Genomic DNA, 19,128 nt, shown 5'->3' with positions numbered 1-19,128 from the left:
ACACCTGCTTGGTGCTAGGGTTGCAGACGCAATTTTTGATCAGGGATTCGCGATATGGCGGCTGCCAAGGCAGGCTCGGAAAACACGGGTGACGAAGGGGGTAAGGACCCCAATATCGTCCAGACTCTCGACCGTGGTTTGCAGGCCCTGAGTATTATTTCCCTGTCGCCGGATGGCCTCACGGTGGCCGAGTTGGCGGTGCGTATGGGGCTGCACCGCGCCATCACCTATCGGCTTGTAAAGACGCTGGAACTTCACCGACTTGTGATGAAGGGACCGGGGGGGCGGGCCATATTGGGGCCGGGTCTGTTGCCGCTGTCGTCGCGTTTCGCGCCGCATTTGCGCTCGATTGCCCGACCGCTGCTGCAGGACCTGTCGCAAAAGGTGCAGGCCTCGGCCTTCATTTCCATTGCCGAGGGCAATGACTGTGTGCCGATCGATGTCGTGGATGCGGACAGCAGTATTCTGCACGTTACCTATCGCATCGGCAGCCGCCACCCTCTGTCACTGGGCGCGGCGGGCATCGCGATTCTCTCCAGTCGCCCGCCTTTGGAATCAGACAGTGCGGAAGTGCGCCAGGCGCGTCTGGAAGGTGTCAGTGTTTCGCGTGGCCAGCTTCAGCCCGGCGCCGTCGGCGTGGCCAGTCCGCTTGTCTTGCCGGGTGGCAGTTTCAGCGGCATCGAGGCCAGTGTCGGGGTTGTGGCCCTGAACAATCTGGACGTTGAGAAATCGCGTGAAAGCGTTCTGGAATGCGCCAGAGCCCTGTCCGAACTGCTGAAATAGAGACGGTTAGCCCTTAGGGGCGGCGGCCTTTTGTGCGCGCATCAGAAGCGCGCACAGGGTTTGTCGCTCTTCGGGGCTGAAGCCGTCAAAGATACGCGCCTCGACCGCTAGAGCTTCGGGTGCGACTTGCTGATAGACCGCCTTGCCCGAAGCCGAGAGGCTGAGCAGGTGCGAGCGCTGGTCGGCGGGGTTTGGCGTGCGCCGTAACAGGCCGCGCTCGATCAGGGACATGGCGGCACGACTGACCGTCACCTTGTCCATGCGGGTGCGCTGGCCGATGGCCAGTGGTGTCAGGGCTCCGTCCTCGGCCAGAACCGCAATCAGCCGCCACTCCGGCGTCTTGAGCTTGTGCGTCGTGGTGTAGGTCGCGGCAACCGCGTCACTGACCACATTGGTCGCAACCGAAAGCAGATAGGGCAGGAAGTCGTCGAGGCGAAAAGGCGCGGTGTTTTGCATCGGGGCACAGTTGACACTGTAACCGCGTCCCGTCAAACTGGTTTCAAATGAAACTAAATGGAGGGACGCACATGGGAACCCCTAACAGCCGCAGCTATATGGTCGGCTTTGCCAACCATTTTGCCAGCGAAGCCGTCGCCGGTGCCCTGCCTCAGGGCCAGAACTCGCCGCAGAAGACGCCGTTCGGCCTGTATGCAGAGCAGTTGTCGGGCACGGCCTTTACGGCACCGCGCAAGGAAAACTTCCGTAGCTGGCTCTACCGTCTGCGCCCGTCGGCCAATCATGGTGCCTTCAAGCCCTATGGCAAGAAGACCCATCTAGAGACGGCGCCTTTCACGGCACCGCCGTCGCCCAACCGTATGCGTTGGAATGCCCAGCCGATCCCGACCGAGCCGACCGACTTCATCGATGGTCTGATTACCTATGGCGGTAATGGCGATGTGGGAGCAGGGGCCGGTATCGGCATTCACGTCTATGCCTGTAACCGCTCTATGGAGCGCGTCTTCTTCAATGCCGATGGCGAAATGCTCATCGTGCCGGAGCAGGGCGAGCTGACGCTGGTGACCGAGTTCGGCATTATCGATCTTGAACCCCAACAGATTGCCGTCATTCCGCGTGGTGTCCGCCTGCGGGTGGAACTGAAGGGCGCATCGGCGCGGGGCTATATCTGCGAGAACTACGGCGCGCTGTTCCGTCTGCCGGATCTTGGGCCGATTGGCTCGAACGGTCTGGCCAATCCGCGCGACTTCGAGACACCGGTCGCGGCCTATGAAGATGTGGATGCGCCGGTTGAACTGGTCCAGAAATATCAGGGTGGTCTATGGACCACGATGCTGGACCACTCGCCGTTCGACGTGGTGGCATGGCACGGCAATCTTGCGCCGTATCGCTATGATCTGCGCCATTTCAACACCATCAATACCGTAAGCTTCGATCACCCCGATCCGTCGATTTTCACGGTCCTGACCAGCCCGACCGATACGGTTGGCACAGCCAACTGTGACTTCGTGATCTTCCCGCCGCGCTGGATGGTGGCCGAGAATACGTTCCGTCCACCGTGGTTCCACCGCAACGTGATGAGCGAGTTCATGGGGCTGATTACCGGTGCCTATGACGCCAAGGCCGATGGCTTTAGCCCCGGTGGTGCCTCGCTGCACAACCAGATGAGCGGGCACGGGCCGGATCAGGCCAGCTACAACGCTGCCGTCAATGCTGATCTGAAGCCGCACAAACAAGAAAACACCATGGCCTTCATGTTCGAGAGCCGCGCCGTGATCCGCACGACCGACTTCGCCATGAACAGCCCAAGCATGCAGCTCGACTATGATGATGTCTGGTCGAACTTTGAAAAAGGGAATCCCCAAGCGTGAGCCGTCCAGTAATCGACCATACCCATTCTGACGAACTGAAAAGCTGGGTGGAGAGCGCCAATGGTCACAAGGATTTCCCGATCCAGAACCTGCCGTTCGGCGTGTTCTCGGTAAAGGGTGATGCGCCGCGTATTGGCGTGGCTATCGGTGACTATGTTCTGGATGTGAAAGCGGCTGTTACGGTCGGCCTTCTGGCTGGACATGACGCCGACGTGCTGACCTCGGACACGCTGAATGCCTATATGGATATGTCGCCTGCCAAGCGTCTGGCGTTGCGACATATCCTGTCGGCCCTGCTGTCGGACGAGGCGAACAAGGACAAGGTCCAGCCTCTGTTGGTTGCTGCATCCGATGTAAGCATGCACCTTCCGGCGCGTATCGGCGATTACACCGACTTTTATGTCGGTATTCACCACGCCATGAATGTTGGTGCGCTGTTCCGTCCGGATAACCCTCTGCTGCCGAACTACAAGCATGTGCCGATTGGCTATCACGGTCGTGCGTCCTCGATCCGTGTGTCGGGTACGCCGGTGGTGCGCCCCAATGGCCAGACCAAGGCTCCGACTGCGGATACGCCTTCGTTCGGACCAAGCAAGCGCATGGACTACGAACTGGAGATCGGCGTCTGGATTGGTCAGGGCAATGCGCTGGGTCAGCCGATTGCCATCGACGATGCCATGAACCATGTGGCGGGTTTCTGCCTGCTGAACGACTGGTCGGCGCGTGACTTCCAGGCGTGGGAATATCAGCCGCTTGGCCCATTCCTCGCCAAGAACTTTATGTCGACCATTTCGGCATGGGTCATCACGACCGAGGCCATGGCTCCGTTCTTCACGGCCCCGAAGCCGCGTCCGGAAGGTGATCCCAAGCCGCTGCCCTATATCTGGAGCGATGCAGATCAGGCCGGTGGTGCCCTGTCGATTGACCTGAAGGTCAGCATTTCCAGCGAAGAGATGCGCAAGGCCGGAACGCCTGCTGCGCAACTGAGCGAAGGTCCGACGTCCAACATGTATTGGACGGTCGCCCAGATCGTGACCCACCATGCCTCAAATGGCTGTAATCTGAACGCGGGCGACTTGCTGGGTTCGGGCACCATCTCGGCACCGGAACGCTCGGGCTTTGGCAGTCTGCTGGAAATCACCAGCGGCGGTGCAAATCCGGTAGAAATTCCGGGTGGTACACGCACCTTTGCCGAAGACGGTGACCAGATCAGCCTGTCCGCCTGCGCCAAGGCCGATGGCTATGTCTCGATCGGTTTCGGGCCATGCGAGGGCACCATTCTGCCGGCACCAGCCTTGGTAGGGTAGGGCTAGAGCGGTTCTGACGGCATAGCGGCCCTGCGTTTGTAACGCAGGGCCGCTTTTGTTTGGCCGTCGAAGGCCTAGAAACGCTTGCTCAGATTGAGGCTGACCACACGTCCGCGCGGGTCGGCGACGATGGGATCATAGGCGAGGAAGAACTGCGCCAGTGGCGGGGCCTTGTCGGCGATGTTCATCACACCGACGCCCAGTTCCAGCGTGTCGCTGACATTATAGCTGTAATAGATGTCGGCGGTGGTCTGGCTGGCGATGGTGGTGTCGGTGATACCGGCGCGGTCATTATTATAGCCGCTGGTATAGTGAACCAGACCCGTCAGGCCGTGGCGGTCATTCTGCCACGAGACGCCAAACTCGCCCCTGTTTTCCGGCAATGAGCGACCCAGCGTGTTCAGATTGGTGGAACCCACGCCCGATACCGAGGGGCCGCGACCGTCAACGCGGATGTCGTACTGGTCCACCAGTGTCCATGTGGCGCTGGCCGACACGGTGCCGTCCAGCAATGGGCGGCTGTAACGCGCCGACAGATCAAGGCCCGAGGTTTCAATCGACGAGGCATTGATGAAATACAGCTGCACCATGCTGATGCTGCCACTGCTTGAGCGGGTGACGCGCTTTTGCGCCTCTGTGCCGGTCAGGCCAGCGGCATCGTCGGCTGCGGCCTGATCGATGATCGGCTGCGGAGCCTCCTTGATGACAAGGTTGCTATAGTCGAAGCGCCATGCATCGACCGACAGTTCAAGGCCGCGAACGGGTTTCCAGATCGCGCCGAGGCTGATGTGTTCGGAGGTTTCCGGCTCAAGGTCCGGATTGCCCGAGGTCAGGGTATTCACAAACACATAGCTGCCACGGTCCAGCACCGAAGGTTGGGCCGCCTGAGCGCCACGGGTGGTATAGACCGACGGTGCGCGATATCCGCGACCCCATGAACCACGCAGGGCGAGGGCTTCGGTGGCATCCCAGCGGAGCGCCAGTTTGGGGCTGAGCTTGCCGGAAGATCCGTCATAGGTTTCGTAACGGGCGGCGAACTGCGCCTCGATGTTTTGGCCCAGCAGCAGGCGGGCCTCGGCAAAGGCGGCATAGGTGTCCTGCGTGCCGTCAAAGTCGGGTGCAAACCCTGCAGTCAGCAGATCGCCCGAATTGACCTGATCGCTCCAGTCATGGCGGAAGGCGTTGCGGCGGTATTGCAGGCCCGCCGCCAGATCGAGGCTGCCACCATCCCATTCATGGGCGCGTCCGTCGATCTGGGCGTCCAGCGTGAACAGTTCGGCACTGCCGCGCAGGCGTGTCCAGCCGGTCAGGCTGTCGATCAGGGCTTGGCTGTTGGCCGTGCCGGTGCCGGTCAGGGCGCTTCCGAACGGGTTGTAATAGCTGCACGGGCCGACCCCTGCGGTGCCGGTGGTGATATCGCAGCCCGCGCCGCCAAAGCCGTTCAGAGCATTTTGCAGGGCGCTGCCGACAACGTCCGGCTTGCTGTAATCCACGTCCTGACGGCTGGCGGTGGCCGAGAACGACCAGTTCCAGTTGTCATTCAGTTTGCCGTCTGCGCCACCGGCAATGCGCCATGTCTCGTAGTCGAACTCGGCCGCCGATGCGCCCGAGGCTCCGCCCTTCAGGCGACCACGGAACAGCACGTCTTCGCCATAGGGATTGTCGGGATGGTCTTGGCCGATCGTCAGAGTGCGCGACAGGATGGGCAGGGACGGGGACTGGCGGGCGCGGGTAAAGGTAGAGGCCCACGCGGCTTGCGCCCACACATCCGTATCGCCAATCGTCTTGCGATAATCGGCAAACAACTGGGTGCGGGTTTCTTCGGGCGTCAGGTCAAAGAAGTCCGAATAGTCCAGACGGCAGAAGCTGTCCGACGGGCTGTTGCGATATGAGCCGACAAAGACGGGGTTTTCGCAATCGGCATCGGCCACATAGGCATTGGTGGACGGGCGGAAATAGGAACCAGGCTGGCCATAGCTGGTGACGGCTGTCCATGCGGCGCGGCCATAGCGTTCGGCCTGAGTAAAGTCGCGCTCGTCAGACCCCAAGGCCGAACGGTGGAAGTGCGACGCCGCCAGCGTCAGGCGTCCATCCAGCAGATCCAGACCGCCGATGGCCTCGATCACGCTTTCATCCGAGCCATCGGTAAAGGCGTATTTGGCGCGCATTTCGGGGGCGGTCACGTCGCGGCGGGTGATGAAATTGACCACACCGGCCACGGCATCAGATCCATAAATGGCCGAGGCTCCGTCCTTGACTACCTCGACACGTTCCAGCGCGATGGTCGGGATCAGCGAGTTGATATCGACAAAGGCCGAACCGTCGGTGGCCACCACGGCGCTGTTGGTCCAGCGTTGGCCATCGACCAGAACGAGCGTCGATCCAAGGCCGAGGTTCCGCAGATTGAACTGGGCCGTGCCCGAGCTTTGCGGGTTGTTCAACTGGTCGATCAGATTTTCCGAACCGGAATTGGCCCCGACCAGACGGGTAATCTGCGACAGGTCGGAAATACCGGCGGCCTGAAGCTGGGTCTGGTTGATGTTCTCGACCGTGGTCATGCGGGCGGCACCGGCCAGACGCGAACCGGTGACAACAATATCTTCGACCTGCGTGCGGACAATCTGGTCATCCAAAGCCATGGGCAGCGTCTCGGCAATCGCGGCGGCGGGCATGAGCAGGGCCGACAGGGCTGCGCCTGCACAGAAGCTTGCCTTGGTTTTGCGCGTGAACATTATTGATAAAATCCAAAAGCACTTTGACATTGAAGCGCCCGTTGCCGCATTGGGCGTGTTGTGTCACCCATAAACGCCGTAGATTATTGATAATGCGCGAACCTACACTGGCCGAAAAGGTCGCTGACGAACTGACCCACCGTATCATTATCGGTGAACTGAAAGCAGGTGAACGCCTGCGTCAGGAAGTGTTCGCACATGAGTTCAACACCAGCCATGTGCCGATCCGCGAGGCCTTCCTGCGGTTGGAGATCAGGCGTCTGGCCATCAGCGAGCCCCGACGCGGCGTGCGGGTGGCCCCGTTGGACAGCCATGACGCCCTCGAGATTGTGCGTATGCGCGGCGCTCTGGAGGTCATGGCGTTGCGGACCCAGCGTGGGCGACCCAATACGCGGCAACTGGTCAAGGTTCGCGCAGCCCTGAAGGCGGGTGACGAGGCCTCGGATCTGGTGGCGTGGGAAGCGGCCAACCGTGCATTCCATACGGCAATGGCCGAATTATCGCTGATGCCGCGTCTGGTGGCGACCGTGGCCGATCTCAATATTGCCTTCTCGCGTCAGGTGTTCGCCAAGGAACGCGCCGATAGCTGGCAGCCGCGCTCGAACCATGACCACCAGCGCATTTATGATGCCCTCTGTAATGGCGATATCGAGGGCGCTGTGACCCTGTTGGAGAACCACATCTGGGCGGGGGAGCGTTATCCGTCGCAAATGCGGGCATAGCCTGCGCCCCGTTTCCTCATGAAACAGGTTCATCAATCCGAGGAATAACTCGTTTGTTTGAATGACCGATCTGCCGGATTTGAAAGAGACTTTCCGACAGGTGGGGTTTCGATATGGCTATTCCGGCAAATCTTCAAGGACGGTTGAGGCTGCCGATCATAGGTTCGCCGTAAACCGCGACCTGAACAATCTTCACATCGTAGACAAGCTGCGCCAATGGATCGAAAGCCAAATTCAGTAGCGCCTAGAACAAATTAAGCTGTCAGTGCCTGTTGGCTTGGTTTGAAGGAAAATTCATCAACTATTTTGTGACAGAGGTGCCGCCTCGTAAGAATGGGGGTGTTGATGAAGTCTGTGTTGGTTTGCGTTTCGGCGTTTGTTTTGTTGGGTGCCGGTACGGTTCAGGCGCAGGGCGCGCCCGAGGTTGTTTTCAACGCCGGTGTTGTCAGTGACTATGTATTTCGTGGTTTGAGCCAGACGGACGGGCGTGCTGCCCTGCAAGGCGGTGTTGATGCCGATCTGGGTGGTTTCTATGTGGGCGCATGGGCGTCCAATGTCGACTTTGGCGACGGTACGGATGCCGAGGTCGATCTGTATGGCGGCTATCGCACACAGGCTGCGGGCTATGATCTTGATTTCGGTGTCGCGGGATATGGCTATGTCGGCGCGCCCGATGGAGCCGACTACAACTATGTAGAGTTCATGGCGCAGGCCTCGCGGCCTGTAGGGGCGGCGGTGCTGGGCGCTGCGGCCTATTATTCGTTCGATTATTCGGGGGCAGACAAGGAAGCAGCCTATGTCGAACTGAATGCGGCCTATGCGGTGGCTGACAAATGGACGCTTTCAGCGGCAGTCGGCCATCAGTGGCTGGATGTCAGCGGGGACTATGCCACCTGGAATCTGGGTACGGCCTATGCGCTGAGCGACGCTCTGGCGCTGGATGTACGCTATCATGATGTGGACAGCCCCGAGAACGATGACCGGCTGACCGTGGGACTAACGGCCAGCTTCTAGGATCAGATCATGTCTTGCGCCGCCGCCGTTAAGAAGAGCGGCGGCGCAAGACCGATGATCAGAACTCCTGCCAGTCGTGTTCGTCGACAGGCATGTTGCGGCCACCGACGGTCTTCAGAACGGGGGCCGGGCGTTTGATGGCAGACACCGGAGTGTTCACCGCAGGGGAGGCCGGTTTTGCAGGCTTGGCTTGAACGGCCACCGCCGCTGTATTCTGGCGAATGCGGAAACGCTCCATCATATCACCCAGAACACCGGCTTCCTGCGCCAGTGCATGGCTGGCAGCCGTGGACTGTTCGACCATGGCGGCATTCTGCTGGGTCATCTGGTCCATCTGGTTCACAGCGACATTGATTTCGGCCAGACCGGTAGCCTGTTCACGCGCCGAGGCGGCGATGCCGGATACCAGATGGCTGATCTCGGTCACTTCGCTGATGATGCGGGTCAGGGCTTCGCCCGTGCCGTCCACCAGTTTGACGCCCTGATTGACCCGTTCGGTGCTGGATCCGATCAGGGTTTTGATCTCCTTGGCGGCGGCTGCCGAGCGCTGGGCCAAGGCCCGTACCTCGGAAGCGACCACGGCAAAGCCGCGACCTGCATCGCCCGCCCGTGCAGCTTCGACGCCCGCATTCAGCGCCAGAAGATTGGTCTGGAAAGCGATCTCGTCGATCACGCCGGTGATCTGGGCGATCTGCTGGGCAGAGGCCTCGATGTCGCGCATGGCGGTGACGGCTTCGCTGACGACTTCGCCACTGCGGGTGGCATTGTCGCGGGTGGTATCGACAATATCGCGCGCCCGCTCGGCACCGTCCGAAGCTTGGCGGATCGTGGTGGTGACCTCTTCAAGAGCCGCAGCAGTTTCTTCGAGGTTTGCAGCCTGTTGTTCTGTGCGGTGCGACAGGTCGTTGGCGGCCGAGCTGATTTCGTTGGTCGTGGTGCGGATGCCGCTGGCGCTGCCGATAATGCCCGACATGGTGTCTTCCAGACGGCCCATGGCGATGTTGAAGTCTTGTTGCAGCTTGCGATAGTCCTGCGGGAAGCTGGCATCGAGACGATAGGTGAGGTCGCCGTCCGAAAGACGGGACAGACCCTCACCAACCGAGGTGACCACGAACTGCTGTTCTTCTTCGGCCGCACGACGGATGGCGTCATTGCGCTGGCGCTCTTCTTCGGCAGCCGCGCGGGCGCGTTCCTGATCGGCGCGCAGACGGGCTGTCTCGGCCAGATCGTGACGGAAGCCTTCTAGCGAGCGGGCGATGCCGCCCACTTCGTCGGTGCTGGCCGTGCCCTTGACGGGTTCCTCGTAGCGACCGGCGTTCAGGGCGCTAACCGATGCGGACAACTGTGCCAGTGGACGGCGCACAACACGCTCGGTCACAAAGAAGAGCGATCCCAGAACCAGTGCCAAAATTACCAGCCCGCCAATCATCATGGCAACAGCCAGACGATCCGCCGGACCATTGATCTCTGCGGTCGGGATGTCGGTGACAAGCGCCCAGGTCGTGCCCAACGATGCGAACGTCACAGGGCTGACCAGACGCTCGACCTTCACGTTGTTGAGGTCGCGTATCTTGTCGATCTGGGTCGCCTTGCCGCCGTCCAGAACGGCTTGGATAGCGGTCTTGCGGGCTTCGGCATAGGGTTTGGTCAGCAGGGCCGCATTGGCGTGCGATACCCAGTTGCCTTCACCCGAAAGCAGCATCACCCGACCGGTTTTGAAAAGCTTGATCTGGCCCAGCAAGGTCGAAAAATCGTCCAAAGCCAGATCAAGACCCGCCACGCCGATGATCTTGCCATTCGAGATGACCGGATAGGCCACCGAGGTCATCAATACAGACTTGCCGTTGAGGTCTTCGGCATAGGGTTCGACGATGGCAGGCTTACCGCTGGTAAAGGCCTGAGTGTAGAAGGCACCTGCATAGTCGGTGCTTTCCATGGCTTCCTGCAACTTGGTGCTCGTGCCGTCATTGACCCAGTACAGGAGGAAGTGGCCCGCCGCGTTCGAGCCAAGGTCGTCACGCCCGATATAGGCAGCGTCCTGACCGTCAAAAGCGTTGGGCGCGGCCATGAACCAGCTGCCCATAATCAAAGGCGTGGCAGTGGCGGCCGGTTTTACCATGGCCACAACCGTCGCACGGTCGCGTAGGCCGGTTTCGTGGGCCTTGCCAATCATCTCGGCCATGGCGCGTGCCGTGGCCGAAGCCTCTGCAATCTGGCCGCTGACATTGGAAACAGCGCTGTCGCCCAGTGCCTGCGCATAGTCATTCGAGAGATCGCGCGCGACCGATCTTGTATTCTGCGATACGCCCGCTGCCGCCAGCACCAGCAGCAGTCCAGTTACGGCACCACCTGCCAGAAGAAGTTTTCCGGCGACGGATAAGTTTTTAAAATTCGGCATAGTTACCCCTGTACGGGGCGCCTTCTAGGCAGATTGTCTTAATGAGGCGCTAGCATTGGCGGACGCTGACGGGCCAAGGTTTGAGCATCTGTATGCGGACGAACTTAAGTCGTTGGAGTAGAGAGTGTTTTTAGTAGAGTTTTACAATTAAAATATCGTGGTTTTTTAATGATTTCAGCGCAGTGGCTTTAAAACCTGTGTTCCGAGGCGAGCGAAAACAGGGCTACGCCTCCATGAACACTGCCTGCCAAGAGGGCTTATTGGGGTTCAGCCAAGCACCACTTTTGCAGATGCCAAGGCGCGCGTTCGGGCCGGTGTTTGCATTTTCAGCCCCGTATGTCTGAATAGCCGACATATTGCTTAGCTGAAGGATGCCATCATGACCCTAACCGGACCCCTTGCCCGAGCTGCGCGTGCATTGGTGCAGTGGCCGCGCGAGCATGTGGCGCGTAAATCCTCGATGGAACTGGCTGCACTGGCTGCATTCGAGCGCGAGAATGTTGATCCGGGCGAGGAAGCCAGAGCGCGCATTCAGGCCGTGCTTGAAGAGGGTGGGGCGGTGTTCCTCACTGACGAAGACGGAGGCATTGGCGTGCGTCTCAAATTCACCAGACAGGAAGTGCGATCAATCCGCCGGATGGAGAACGAGGGCGGGCCCGTCGGAGATGATGACGTTTAGCGCTGAGGAACGTTATCGAGATTGAATCGGCAGGTGTAAAACCCAAGGTCGGGACCTGAGAATATCAGGTCCCGACCATTACAGGTTAGAAGCGCATGGAGAACGTGGCGTTGAGGCCGTGGTCCTGTGCTTGTTTGGAGACTTGGCCGGAATAGGTCAGGCCCAGGGTGGTGTTGGGGCTGAAGCCCAGGTCCAGACCGGCCTCGATGACAGCGCTGTCCTTGGCGATCGGTGCGCCACGGATTGTGAAGCGGTCACCGGCCGAGAAGGCGTGGCGGGTCTCGATGACATTGCCGTCAAAGGCATGTCGCCAGCCCAGAGTGCCGCGCAGGCTGGCCCGTGTGCCATCGGCGACCAGCAGTTGCTCGCCATGCAGGCCCACAGTGCCGAAGGTGGCTTCATGCTTGGTGCTGTGGCCGCGCAGGGCAGCCGACTGGCCCGTTTCGGCCAAGGCATCCGTATTCAGGCGGATATGCGCCAGATTGGCAAAAGGCTCCAGTCGGGTGTTCGCGCCTACATCCATGCTGTGGCCCACCTCGGCAAAGGCCTGGAAGGTGGTGGCATCATAGGTGCTGGTCAGGTGGTCGCTGAAACCGCTGAACCGGACCGAACGGGTCGCATCTACTGTGTGCCAGCTATAGGCGAGGGCTGCGCGGACCGAGGTGTTGCCGATACGAGTGCCGGTATAGGCCCCCAGATGATAGTTGTCGGCAACGGCCGTGGCTGCCTCATTGGCTTGGTCGATGTCCGCACGGCTGTAGCCTGCAAGAGCACCAACACGCCAGTTGGACACCGACACATCGCCACCCATCAAGACACCGCCGCTGGAGCGTTCCATCGCGGCCGTGCTGTCGTTGCGGCTGACACTGCCCCACGAGCCAAAGCCCTGTGCCCAGAAGGCGGCACCGTCATGGGTGGCATCAACGGCAACGGGTTCGCCATTGGCGTTATAGGCCTGTACCGGAGCCACAGAAGCCCCTGCATCGCCAAAGGCCGAGCGGATACGGGCATTGGCGGCGTTGCGGATATAGCGGCTGTCTTCGATCAGTGTCGCCTTGGCCGAGGCATGGACTTCGCCTGACAACTGGTCAAAGGCCGAGCGGATCGCGGTCTTGTCGTCGGCCATCTGGGCAATCGCGTCATACACAGCGTTGCCGGCATTGAAGCCGATGCTTTCGATGGCGCGTGCGGTTTTGACCTGATTGCGGCTTTGGGCTGCCGAGGCGAATTCGCGATTGTTGCGCTCCAGCTCCAGCACCACGTTGCCGGCCGTGGTGTCATAGGTCAGGCTGGGGGTGAGGAAGGCAAAGTCCGAGGTCACGGCCTCGAATGTGCCGCTCAGGCTGCCTGCCGACAGGATGGTATAGGCCGAGCGCAGGTCATAGTTTCCGTTGGCACCGATATGGGCCACCGTACCGCCAAGGGTCGCCTTGCCACTGACCTTGACCAGATCGCTGTCAGACCCGCCGGGGGCGACCTCGACGACAAAACGCGCGCCTTGCTGGAACAGAAGATCGCCATTGACGGTCAGGGTGCCAATCGAGTTACCCGGCGACAGGGTTGCGCCCGAGGCGATGGTCACGGTCGAGCCTGCGCCCGAACCGAGGGTGCCGGAACCGCCCAGAGTGGCGCCGTCCAGCACGCTGAACGAACCGCCGAGACTGCCGAAGCCACTGGCGTCACCGACCAGCAGCGTGCCCGTATTGACGAATGTGCTGCCGCCAAAACCGGAACTGTTGCCGGTCATAAGGACCGTACCCGCTCCATCAAGGTTGAACTGGCCCAAACCGGACAAGGTGCCCGCATAAACACTGTTGCCCGTATCGGTGAGGCTGAGGCTGGTGGATGCAGCCAGATCGACCGTATTGGCCAGCGATGCGACGATGCCGATCAGCTTGCCTGCCTCGACGCGGATACCGCCGAAGCTGTTCTGGCCCGTAAGCGCCAGCGTGCCCGCACCCTGTTTGACCAAGGTGCCAGCGCCAGACAGCGTACCGTCCAGTGTCAGGGTGTGATTGGCCTCGACAAGGTCCAGAATGCCACCATTGGTGCCGAACGAGATGTCACGCCCTGTACGGCCAAAGTCTGTGCCGTTGATCTGGAGTGCGCCGCCGTTAAAGGTCAGCTCGCCGCTGGCTGCACCCAGATTGGCGTCTTGGGTGACGGCGATCATGCCGCCCAGCAAGGTCGTGCCGCCGCTATAGCTGTTAGTGCCGCTCAGGATCAGGGTGCCGCCCTGTGTCTTGGTGATGCCGCCGGTCCCGCTGATGCTTGCGGCAATGGTGGCGCTGTCGGCAAGGACGCGGATTTCCGATCCGGCATTGTCTGTGACCAGCGAACCGGTGCCTTCCAGACGATAGCCATTATCGACGAACTGTAGCCCCTTGAACGACTGGGCACCGTCGAGGGTGATGGTGCCGCCATTGAAGCCCGACTGGTCGCGGAACACCGCATGATTGCCCGCCCAACCGGCCGCGGTGGAGCCGTTCTGGTTTTGCCACTGTGCGTTGCTGCTGTTCCAGACGCCGTTGCCGCCTTGCCAGTGCTGCAAAGTATCGTCACCGATCCCGGCGACGAACAGGTCCACTGTGCCGTTACCCGCCATGATCTGGGGTGGGGTGGCACCGGCAAGGGCAGGGGACTGGCCGAGGGTCAGGCCGCTGCCGTTCAGGGTGCCGCCATAGGTCATCAACCGGTAATAGCCGATGCTGAACGTGCCATCGGCGGTATTGCTGCTTTGGCTCAGGTTCAGGGTGCCGTTCAGTGTCAGATCGCCGCTGACATTGATGCGGTCGCTGATGCCGGGGTTTTTCAGCGATGCACCGGCGCTGCCCATCTCCATATTCAGTATGGCACCGGTATCCAGAACCAGATTGCCGTCGACATTCAAGGTGCCAATCGAGTTGCCCGGCGACAGGGTTGCGCCCGAGGCGATGGTCACGGTCGAGCCTGAGCCCGAACCGATGGTGCCCGAGCCGCCCAGAGTGGCGCCGTCCAGCACGCTGAACGAACCGCCAAGGCTGCCCTGACCACTGGCGTCACCGACCAGAAGCGTGCCGTTGTTGATAAAGGTGCTGCCGCCAAAACCGGAACTGTCGCCGGTCATGAGGACCGAGCCGGTGCCGTCCATGTTGAACCGGCCTGTGCCCGACAAAATGTCTGCATAGGTGGCTGTGGCGCTGTCGGTAAAGGACAGGTGGCTCGCACTGTCGATCATGGCACTGCCGCTGAACAGGCCGGACGAGGCGGCAAGACCGCCAGCCAGAATCTGCCAGTCCAAATCGGACTGACCTGTCAGTGTCAGGGTACCGCTGCCGCGTTTTAGCACCAGACCGTTGGTGCCGTTCAGGCCCGACAGGGTATCGGCAAAGACAGCATTGCTGTTCTGGTCGAACACAAGGGTTCCGGCATTGCGAACCGGACCGGACAGGGAGACCGTCGAGGCGATCAGCGTGCCATCGACGATGTTGGTGCCACCGCTATAGGTATTGGCACCCGTCAGTTTCAATGTTCCGCTACCGTCCAGCACCAGAGCGCCAGTGCCGGAAATCAAACCATCCAGACCCAGGGTCTGTAAGGCGCTGACATTGAACAATCCGTTCTGGTTCAGATTGATCTGGCGGTTGGTGTCGAAGCTACCGACCACAGTCAGTCCGCCGCCATCAAATGTCAGGGCACCACTGCCCAGTGCGGCGTCCTGTGTTATCAGGATCGCGCCATCACGGATGGTCGTGCCGCCAGTATAGGTGTTGATCCCCGACAGGATCAGGGTATTGCCGCCTTCCTTTACCAGATCGCCGCTGCCGAAAATGTGGTTGCCAAAGACGGTATAATCCGAACGGTTGAACACCAAGGTGCCGTTATTGGTGATATTGCCCACCACCGAGCCTGTGGTACCGCCATCACCCAGTTGCAGCGTACCATCGGTAATCGTGGTGCCACCCGTATAGGTATTGTGGCCGGTTAGAACCAAGGTGCCCTTTCCGGCCTTGGTCAGGGTTTTGCCGGTCCATCCTTCCCAAAAATTGGCCGCCTGATCGCTAAGATCGGCACCCAGAACAAAGCGGTTGCTCGCATCGGATAGGGTGAAGGTGCCGTGCGCCAGTGCGTTATTGGCGGTCCAGCTCAGGTCGTACTCAACCAGATACTCTTTTCTGTCTGCCGAAAAGCCGGAATGCAGGGTCATATAATCGACCGATCCTGCGAAGCCGCCGATACTCACATTGCGAAAATCGCCGGTGATCCCGTTCGTGGTCTGGATCAACGCCTTGGGCAGGGCATCGCCATCATTGATGCCGCTGATGGTTAAAACGCTGTCCCATCCGAGGTCTATAGAATCGGCTATCAGGGAGGGGCCGCTGGCACCCGAATGGATGAGCAGATTAGTATAGGCCTCGAAGTTCACCTCACCAGCAACCGTCAGGGTATCACGACCAGTGATGTACAGGGTGCTGAAAGGATTGTTGATATTCAGATCGCCGCGAAGCCTATGGTCCAGGCCCGCATAGGCAGGGTTTTGGAAGGCGGTCTGGCCGAACTGCAAGAACCCGCCGTCTACTTGGACGCTGCCACCCCACAAACCGGCCATCACTAATGCACCGTTCTGTACAATCAGACGGTTGTTTGAGGACGAGTTGTCTCCGCTCAGGGTTAATTGACCCGCGCCGGTCTTCACAATGGTGTTTGAGAAGCCGGCATCATTGAATTTGCCCGCAAATGTCGTGCTTGTATTGTCACCACCCATGGTCAGCAGGGTGTGTGAGACAAGCTCCACTTGTGATCCCGCCACGCCGGACAGCGAGCCTATGGTGTGGCTGCCTCCGATGGCGAGTTTGGCAGTGGCCCCTGTCAGGCTAATGCCGCTTTGAGATGAAAGACTTGCACCCGAACCCAGTTCAAGGGTGCCGTTCTCGATAATGGTTTGGCCTTTATAGGAGTTTTGACCCGTCAGGAGCAGGCTACCTGCTCCCGCCTTGGTCAAACCACCATTGCCACTAATGGTGCCACTGAAATATGTCTGGGGCATGCGGCTGTTTACGGTCAGGCGGTTGTCGCCCAGCACAACTAATGTGCCCGCGTTTCCTGTCAGGGTGCCTATGGTGCGATCACCATCCGCGGCACTGATGTCGAAGATCGCACCGGAGTTGTAGAGCCACACAGAATTGCCCGAGTTCAGCGAACCGGCATCGGCTAAACTGATGCTGCCTGCGTATATGGCGGTGCTGTCGTAGTGATTGGTGCCCGTCAGGATCAGGGTGCCAGTCCCCGATTTTTCCAGTTGCCCGTCACCCGTAAGGGTGCCTGCAAATGTTGTGTTGCGGGCATTTTTGACGGCGAGAGCGGAGGCTCCAAACTTCACGGTGCTGCCTGCTAAACCACTGAGCGAGCCAATCGTGCGCCCATTGGTTACGCTACTGAGATCAAGCGTGGCACCGCTGCCTAGGCTGACGGCGCTGCTGTTTGAAAGAGTGCCTGAGCCGCTAAGGCTGAGGGTTCCTGCATTAATGGTCGTGTTGCCGCTATAGATGTTGGTTCCGGTCAGGGTCAGCGTACCTGAGCCGTTCTTGGTCAGACCTCCGGTGCCTGAAATAGTGCCCTCAAAAGTTGCGGAGCCATTATTGCCAGCAATAGTCAGGGTATTGGCACCAAGTTCCACGAGGCTATTTAACTGCCCCTCCAGCGACCCGATGGTTTGGTTTCCGGCGGCCCTGATATCGAAGGTGCTGTTACCCGTTAGGTTTAGGTTGCTGTTTTGGGACAGAGAACCGCCTGAACTCAGTCTGAGGGTAGAGCTGTAAACATTGAGATTACCGGTAAACGCATTGGCACCGGTGAGAGTGAGCGCACCCGAGCCGGTTTTGTTAAAAGTTCCAGACCCGTTGATATTGCCTGCAAATGTCGTGTCGCTGGCATTAGCGATGGTAAGATCGGCGGCTCCAATTTGCACGGTGCTGCCTGCTGAACCGCTGAGCGAGCCAATCGTTCGTGAACCGGTTACGCCACTGAGATCAAGGGTGGCACCGCTGCCTAGGTTGACGGCGCTGCTGCCTGAAAAAGCGCCAGAGCCGCCGAGGCTGAGGGTTCCTGCATTGATGGTTGTCTTACCGGTATAGACGTTCTCTCCGCTCAGGGTCAGCGTACCTGAGCCGGTCTTGGTCAGACCTCCGGTGCCTTTAATAATGCCTGCAAAAGTTGTGTGGCTATTATTGGTTCCAATAGTCAGAGTATTGGCACCAAGATTCACGACGGCATTTGATTGCCCCACCAGCGACCCGATGGTCTGGTTTCCACCGGTAGTGATTTCGAATTCAGTATTCGATCTCATATCTATAGCGGATATCGAGGATAGTGACCCAAAAGTGCCCAACTTTAATGTGCCAGAATATATTATTGTGCGACCACTATAAATACTTGATCCATTAATGGTAAGAGTTCCGGCGCCGTGCTTGTTAAGGTGGCCATTTCCAAATATTGTCCCGCCGTAAACAATATTATCTGATCGATTGAAATTAAGGGATCCATCGTTCTGGATATTTCCAGCAACAGAACCGGTTGTTCCACCTGATCCGATGCTAAGAAACGATCCTGCATTAATGATTGTGTTTCCGCTATAGCTATTGTTAGCGGTTATAATTAGATTATTTTGGTTTCCAGTTAGGTTGATGCCGCCAGAACCTGTAATTTTACCGTGAAAATATTGAGTAGTGTTCGATGTATTTAAAGTTAAATAATAGCTTCCGAGTGAAACTGTACTATCTGCATCACCATATATGCTTCCAATTATTTGGTTGCTGGAGTTGCTAATATCAAATGTGCTGTTGCCTTCAAGATTTAGTCTATTTATGTAGGGCAGAGAACCGCCTGCGCCCAGTTTGAGGGTAGAACCGGCAATATGAACAACACCGGTAAACGTATTGGCCCCGGTGAGAGTGAGCGTGCCCGCGCCCTTTTTAGTAAAAGTTCCAAGCCCGCTGATAATGCCTGCAAATGTCGTGTCGTCGGCGGTGTTCGAGGTCAGAAGACTCCCGCCTATTTTGACAGATGTACCCGCGACCCCGCTAAGGGATCCGATGGTGTAGCTTCCGCTGGGTGTACTGACGTCGTAGATATCGCCGGATGTGATCAGGTCTATGTCCTGAGCCTGCGCAAAGGCCTGATCGGGGGTGGCCAGCAACCCTGTACCGGCCAGCGTCACCACTGCCGCCGCCAATAGAGGCCAACGTGCTGTGCGCCTTGCCTTGTGCGCGGTAATGCCGACGAGTGCAGACGTGGCGCAAAGATGCGTGCGCGACGTAAAGGCGGTGGTTTCAGTCATATTGTATCCCTCGAACAGCGCACCGTCCGGCAGGGGAAACCGCGGACTGGAAACCTGTGTGTTTTCAGATTCTCTATCTAAATAGAGAGCCTTAAGCGTATCTATATCGAAGGAAATGAAATCTGTTTGCGGGCCTGTCAATGCGTACGGCGCACGAAAAATCACGCTGTTTTTGAAACTTTTCCCTGTGTCTCAAAATCGCGAAAAAACTTTTCCCTGCGTCTCATTTCTGGCGCGGAGTGTTGGCCGGTAACGCTAAGGGGCAGTGATTTTTCTGTGAGGAACAGAGCGTCTTTACGCGGTGATTGCTCTGAGCGCGTTGCGGATTTTGTAGATCATCAGGTCATCGTAA

At 59.1% G+C, this 19,128-nt stretch carries 11 protein-coding genes and 1 pseudogene; 7 read left to right on the top strand and 5 right to left on the bottom strand.

Annotation, left to right across the window (positions count from 1 at the left end; translation table 11 throughout):
* The first annotated feature begins 54 nt into the window (after window positions 1-54).
* Entirely contained in the window at window positions 55-783 is a 729-nt protein-coding gene (locus FHS64_RS08680; protein WP_167177814.1) for an IclR family transcriptional regulator, read from the top strand.
* Between the two features lie 6 nt (window positions 784-789).
* Here FHS64_RS08680 and FHS64_RS08675 read toward each other — a convergent pair whose 3' ends face one another.
* A complete protein-coding gene (locus FHS64_RS08675; RefSeq protein WP_167177813.1) occupies window positions 790-1,239 on the bottom strand; it encodes a MarR family winged helix-turn-helix transcriptional regulator in 450 nt (149 codons plus the stop codon).
* 71 nt (window positions 1,240-1,310) lie between these two features.
* Between FHS64_RS08675 and hmgA the strand changes: the two genes are divergently transcribed.
* Both hmgA and fahA read left to right on the top strand, forming a co-directional pair.
* Complete coding sequence (gene hmgA / locus FHS64_RS08670) at window positions 1,311-2,609, top strand: homogentisate 1,2-dioxygenase (RefSeq protein WP_208380818.1); 1,299 nt, start codon at window positions 1,311-1,313, stop codon at window positions 2,607-2,609.
* Window positions 2,606-3,916, top strand: coding sequence for a fumarylacetoacetase (fahA, locus tag FHS64_RS08665; RefSeq protein ID WP_167177812.1), 1,311 nt, complete (start codon window positions 2,606-2,608; stop codon window positions 3,914-3,916). The genes hmgA and fahA overlap by 4 nt, the downstream gene beginning before the upstream one ends.
* Before the next feature lie 74 nt (window positions 3,917-3,990).
* On the opposite strand, the gene FHS64_RS08660 is transcribed toward fahA, so the two are convergent.
* Window positions 3,991-6,648 (bottom strand): TonB-dependent receptor, encoded by a 2,658-nt coding sequence (locus FHS64_RS08660; protein ID WP_243862900.1) that lies wholly within the window; start codon window positions 6,646-6,648, stop codon window positions 3,991-3,993.
* A 92-nt stretch (window positions 6,649-6,740) separates the two neighbouring features.
* Between FHS64_RS08660 and FHS64_RS08655 the strand changes: the two genes are divergently transcribed.
* From FHS64_RS08655 to FHS64_RS08645, 3 genes are all read left to right on the top strand, one after another.
* Entirely contained in the window at window positions 6,741-7,370 is a 630-nt protein-coding gene (locus FHS64_RS08655; RefSeq protein WP_167177811.1) for a GntR family transcriptional regulator, read from the top strand.
* A 61-nt stretch (window positions 7,371-7,431) separates the two neighbouring features.
* Entirely contained in the window at window positions 7,432-7,611 is a 180-nt protein-coding gene (locus tag FHS64_RS08650) for a hypothetical protein (protein WP_167177810.1), read from the top strand.
* Window positions 7,612-7,715: 104 nt separating this feature from the next.
* Window positions 7,716-8,384, top strand: a complete 669-nt coding sequence (locus tag FHS64_RS08645; RefSeq protein ID WP_167177809.1) for a TorF family putative porin — start codon at window positions 7,716-7,718, stop codon at window positions 8,382-8,384.
* Window positions 8,385-8,442: 58 nt separating this feature from the next.
* On the opposite strand, the gene FHS64_RS08640 is transcribed toward FHS64_RS08645, so the two are convergent.
* Window positions 8,443-10,782 (bottom strand): methyl-accepting chemotaxis protein, encoded by a 2,340-nt coding sequence (locus FHS64_RS08640; RefSeq protein WP_167177808.1) that lies wholly within the window; start codon window positions 10,780-10,782, stop codon window positions 8,443-8,445.
* Window positions 10,783-11,161: 379 nt separating this feature from the next.
* Here FHS64_RS08640 and FHS64_RS08635 point away from each other — a divergent pair, with 379 nt between their 5' ends.
* Window positions 11,162-11,461: a DNA-binding protein gene (locus FHS64_RS08635; RefSeq protein ID WP_167177807.1), complete on the top strand. Its 300-nt coding sequence runs from the start codon at window positions 11,162-11,164 to the stop codon at window positions 11,459-11,461.
* An 85-nt stretch (window positions 11,462-11,546) separates the two neighbouring features.
* On the opposite strand, the gene FHS64_RS08630 is transcribed toward FHS64_RS08635, so the two are convergent.
* On the bottom strand, window positions 11,547-17,786 hold the full coding sequence (locus tag FHS64_RS08630; RefSeq protein ID WP_243862899.1) for an autotransporter-associated beta strand repeat-containing protein: 6,240 nt from the start codon (window positions 17,784-17,786) through the stop codon (window positions 11,547-11,549).
* 48 nt (window positions 17,787-17,834) lie between these two features.
* Window positions 17,835-18,776 (bottom strand): annotated as a pseudogene (locus tag FHS64_RS14395) (autotransporter-associated beta strand repeat-containing protein); the annotation flags it as partial.
* Between the last annotated feature and the right edge of the window lie 352 nt (window positions 18,777-19,128).

It is taken from the genome of Brevundimonas terrae (genome assembly GCF_011761985.1).
Lineage (GTDB): Bacteria > Pseudomonadota > Alphaproteobacteria > Caulobacterales > Caulobacteraceae > Brevundimonas > Brevundimonas terrae.
This window is presented reverse-complemented; position numbering and strand designations above follow the sequence as displayed.

Bases quoted from the DNA above. Each gene is read 5' to 3' on its own strand.
- FHS64_RS08675 (WP_167177813.1), bottom strand. From the start codon at position 1,239: ATGCAAAACACCGCGCCTTTTCGCCTCGACGACTTCCTGCCCTATCTG.
- FHS64_RS08640 (WP_167177808.1), bottom strand. From the start codon at position 10,782: ATGCCGAATTTTAAAAACTTATCCGTCGCCGGAAAACTTCTTCTGGCA.
- FHS64_RS08645 (WP_167177809.1), top strand. From the start codon at position 7,716: ATGAAGTCTGTGTTGGTTTGCGTTTCGGCGTTTGTTTTGTTGGGTGCC.
- hmgA (WP_208380818.1), top strand. From the start codon at position 1,311: ATGGGAACCCCTAACAGCCGCAGCTATATGGTCGGCTTTGCCAACCAT.
- FHS64_RS08680 (WP_167177814.1), top strand. From the start codon at position 55: ATGGCGGCTGCCAAGGCAGGCTCGGAAAACACGGGTGACGAAGGGGGT.
- FHS64_RS08635 (WP_167177807.1), top strand. From the start codon at position 11,162: ATGACCCTAACCGGACCCCTTGCCCGAGCTGCGCGTGCATTGGTGCAG.
- FHS64_RS08630 (WP_243862899.1), bottom strand. From the start codon at position 17,786: ATGAGATCGAATACTGAATTCGAAATCACTACCGGTGGAAACCAGACC.
- FHS64_RS08655 (WP_167177811.1), top strand. From the start codon at position 6,741: ATGCGCGAACCTACACTGGCCGAAAAGGTCGCTGACGAACTGACCCAC.
- FHS64_RS08650 (WP_167177810.1), top strand. From the start codon at position 7,432: ATGACCGATCTGCCGGATTTGAAAGAGACTTTCCGACAGGTGGGGTTT.
- FHS64_RS08660 (WP_243862900.1), bottom strand. From the start codon at position 6,648: ATGTTCACGCGCAAAACCAAGGCAAGCTTCTGTGCAGGCGCAGCCCTG.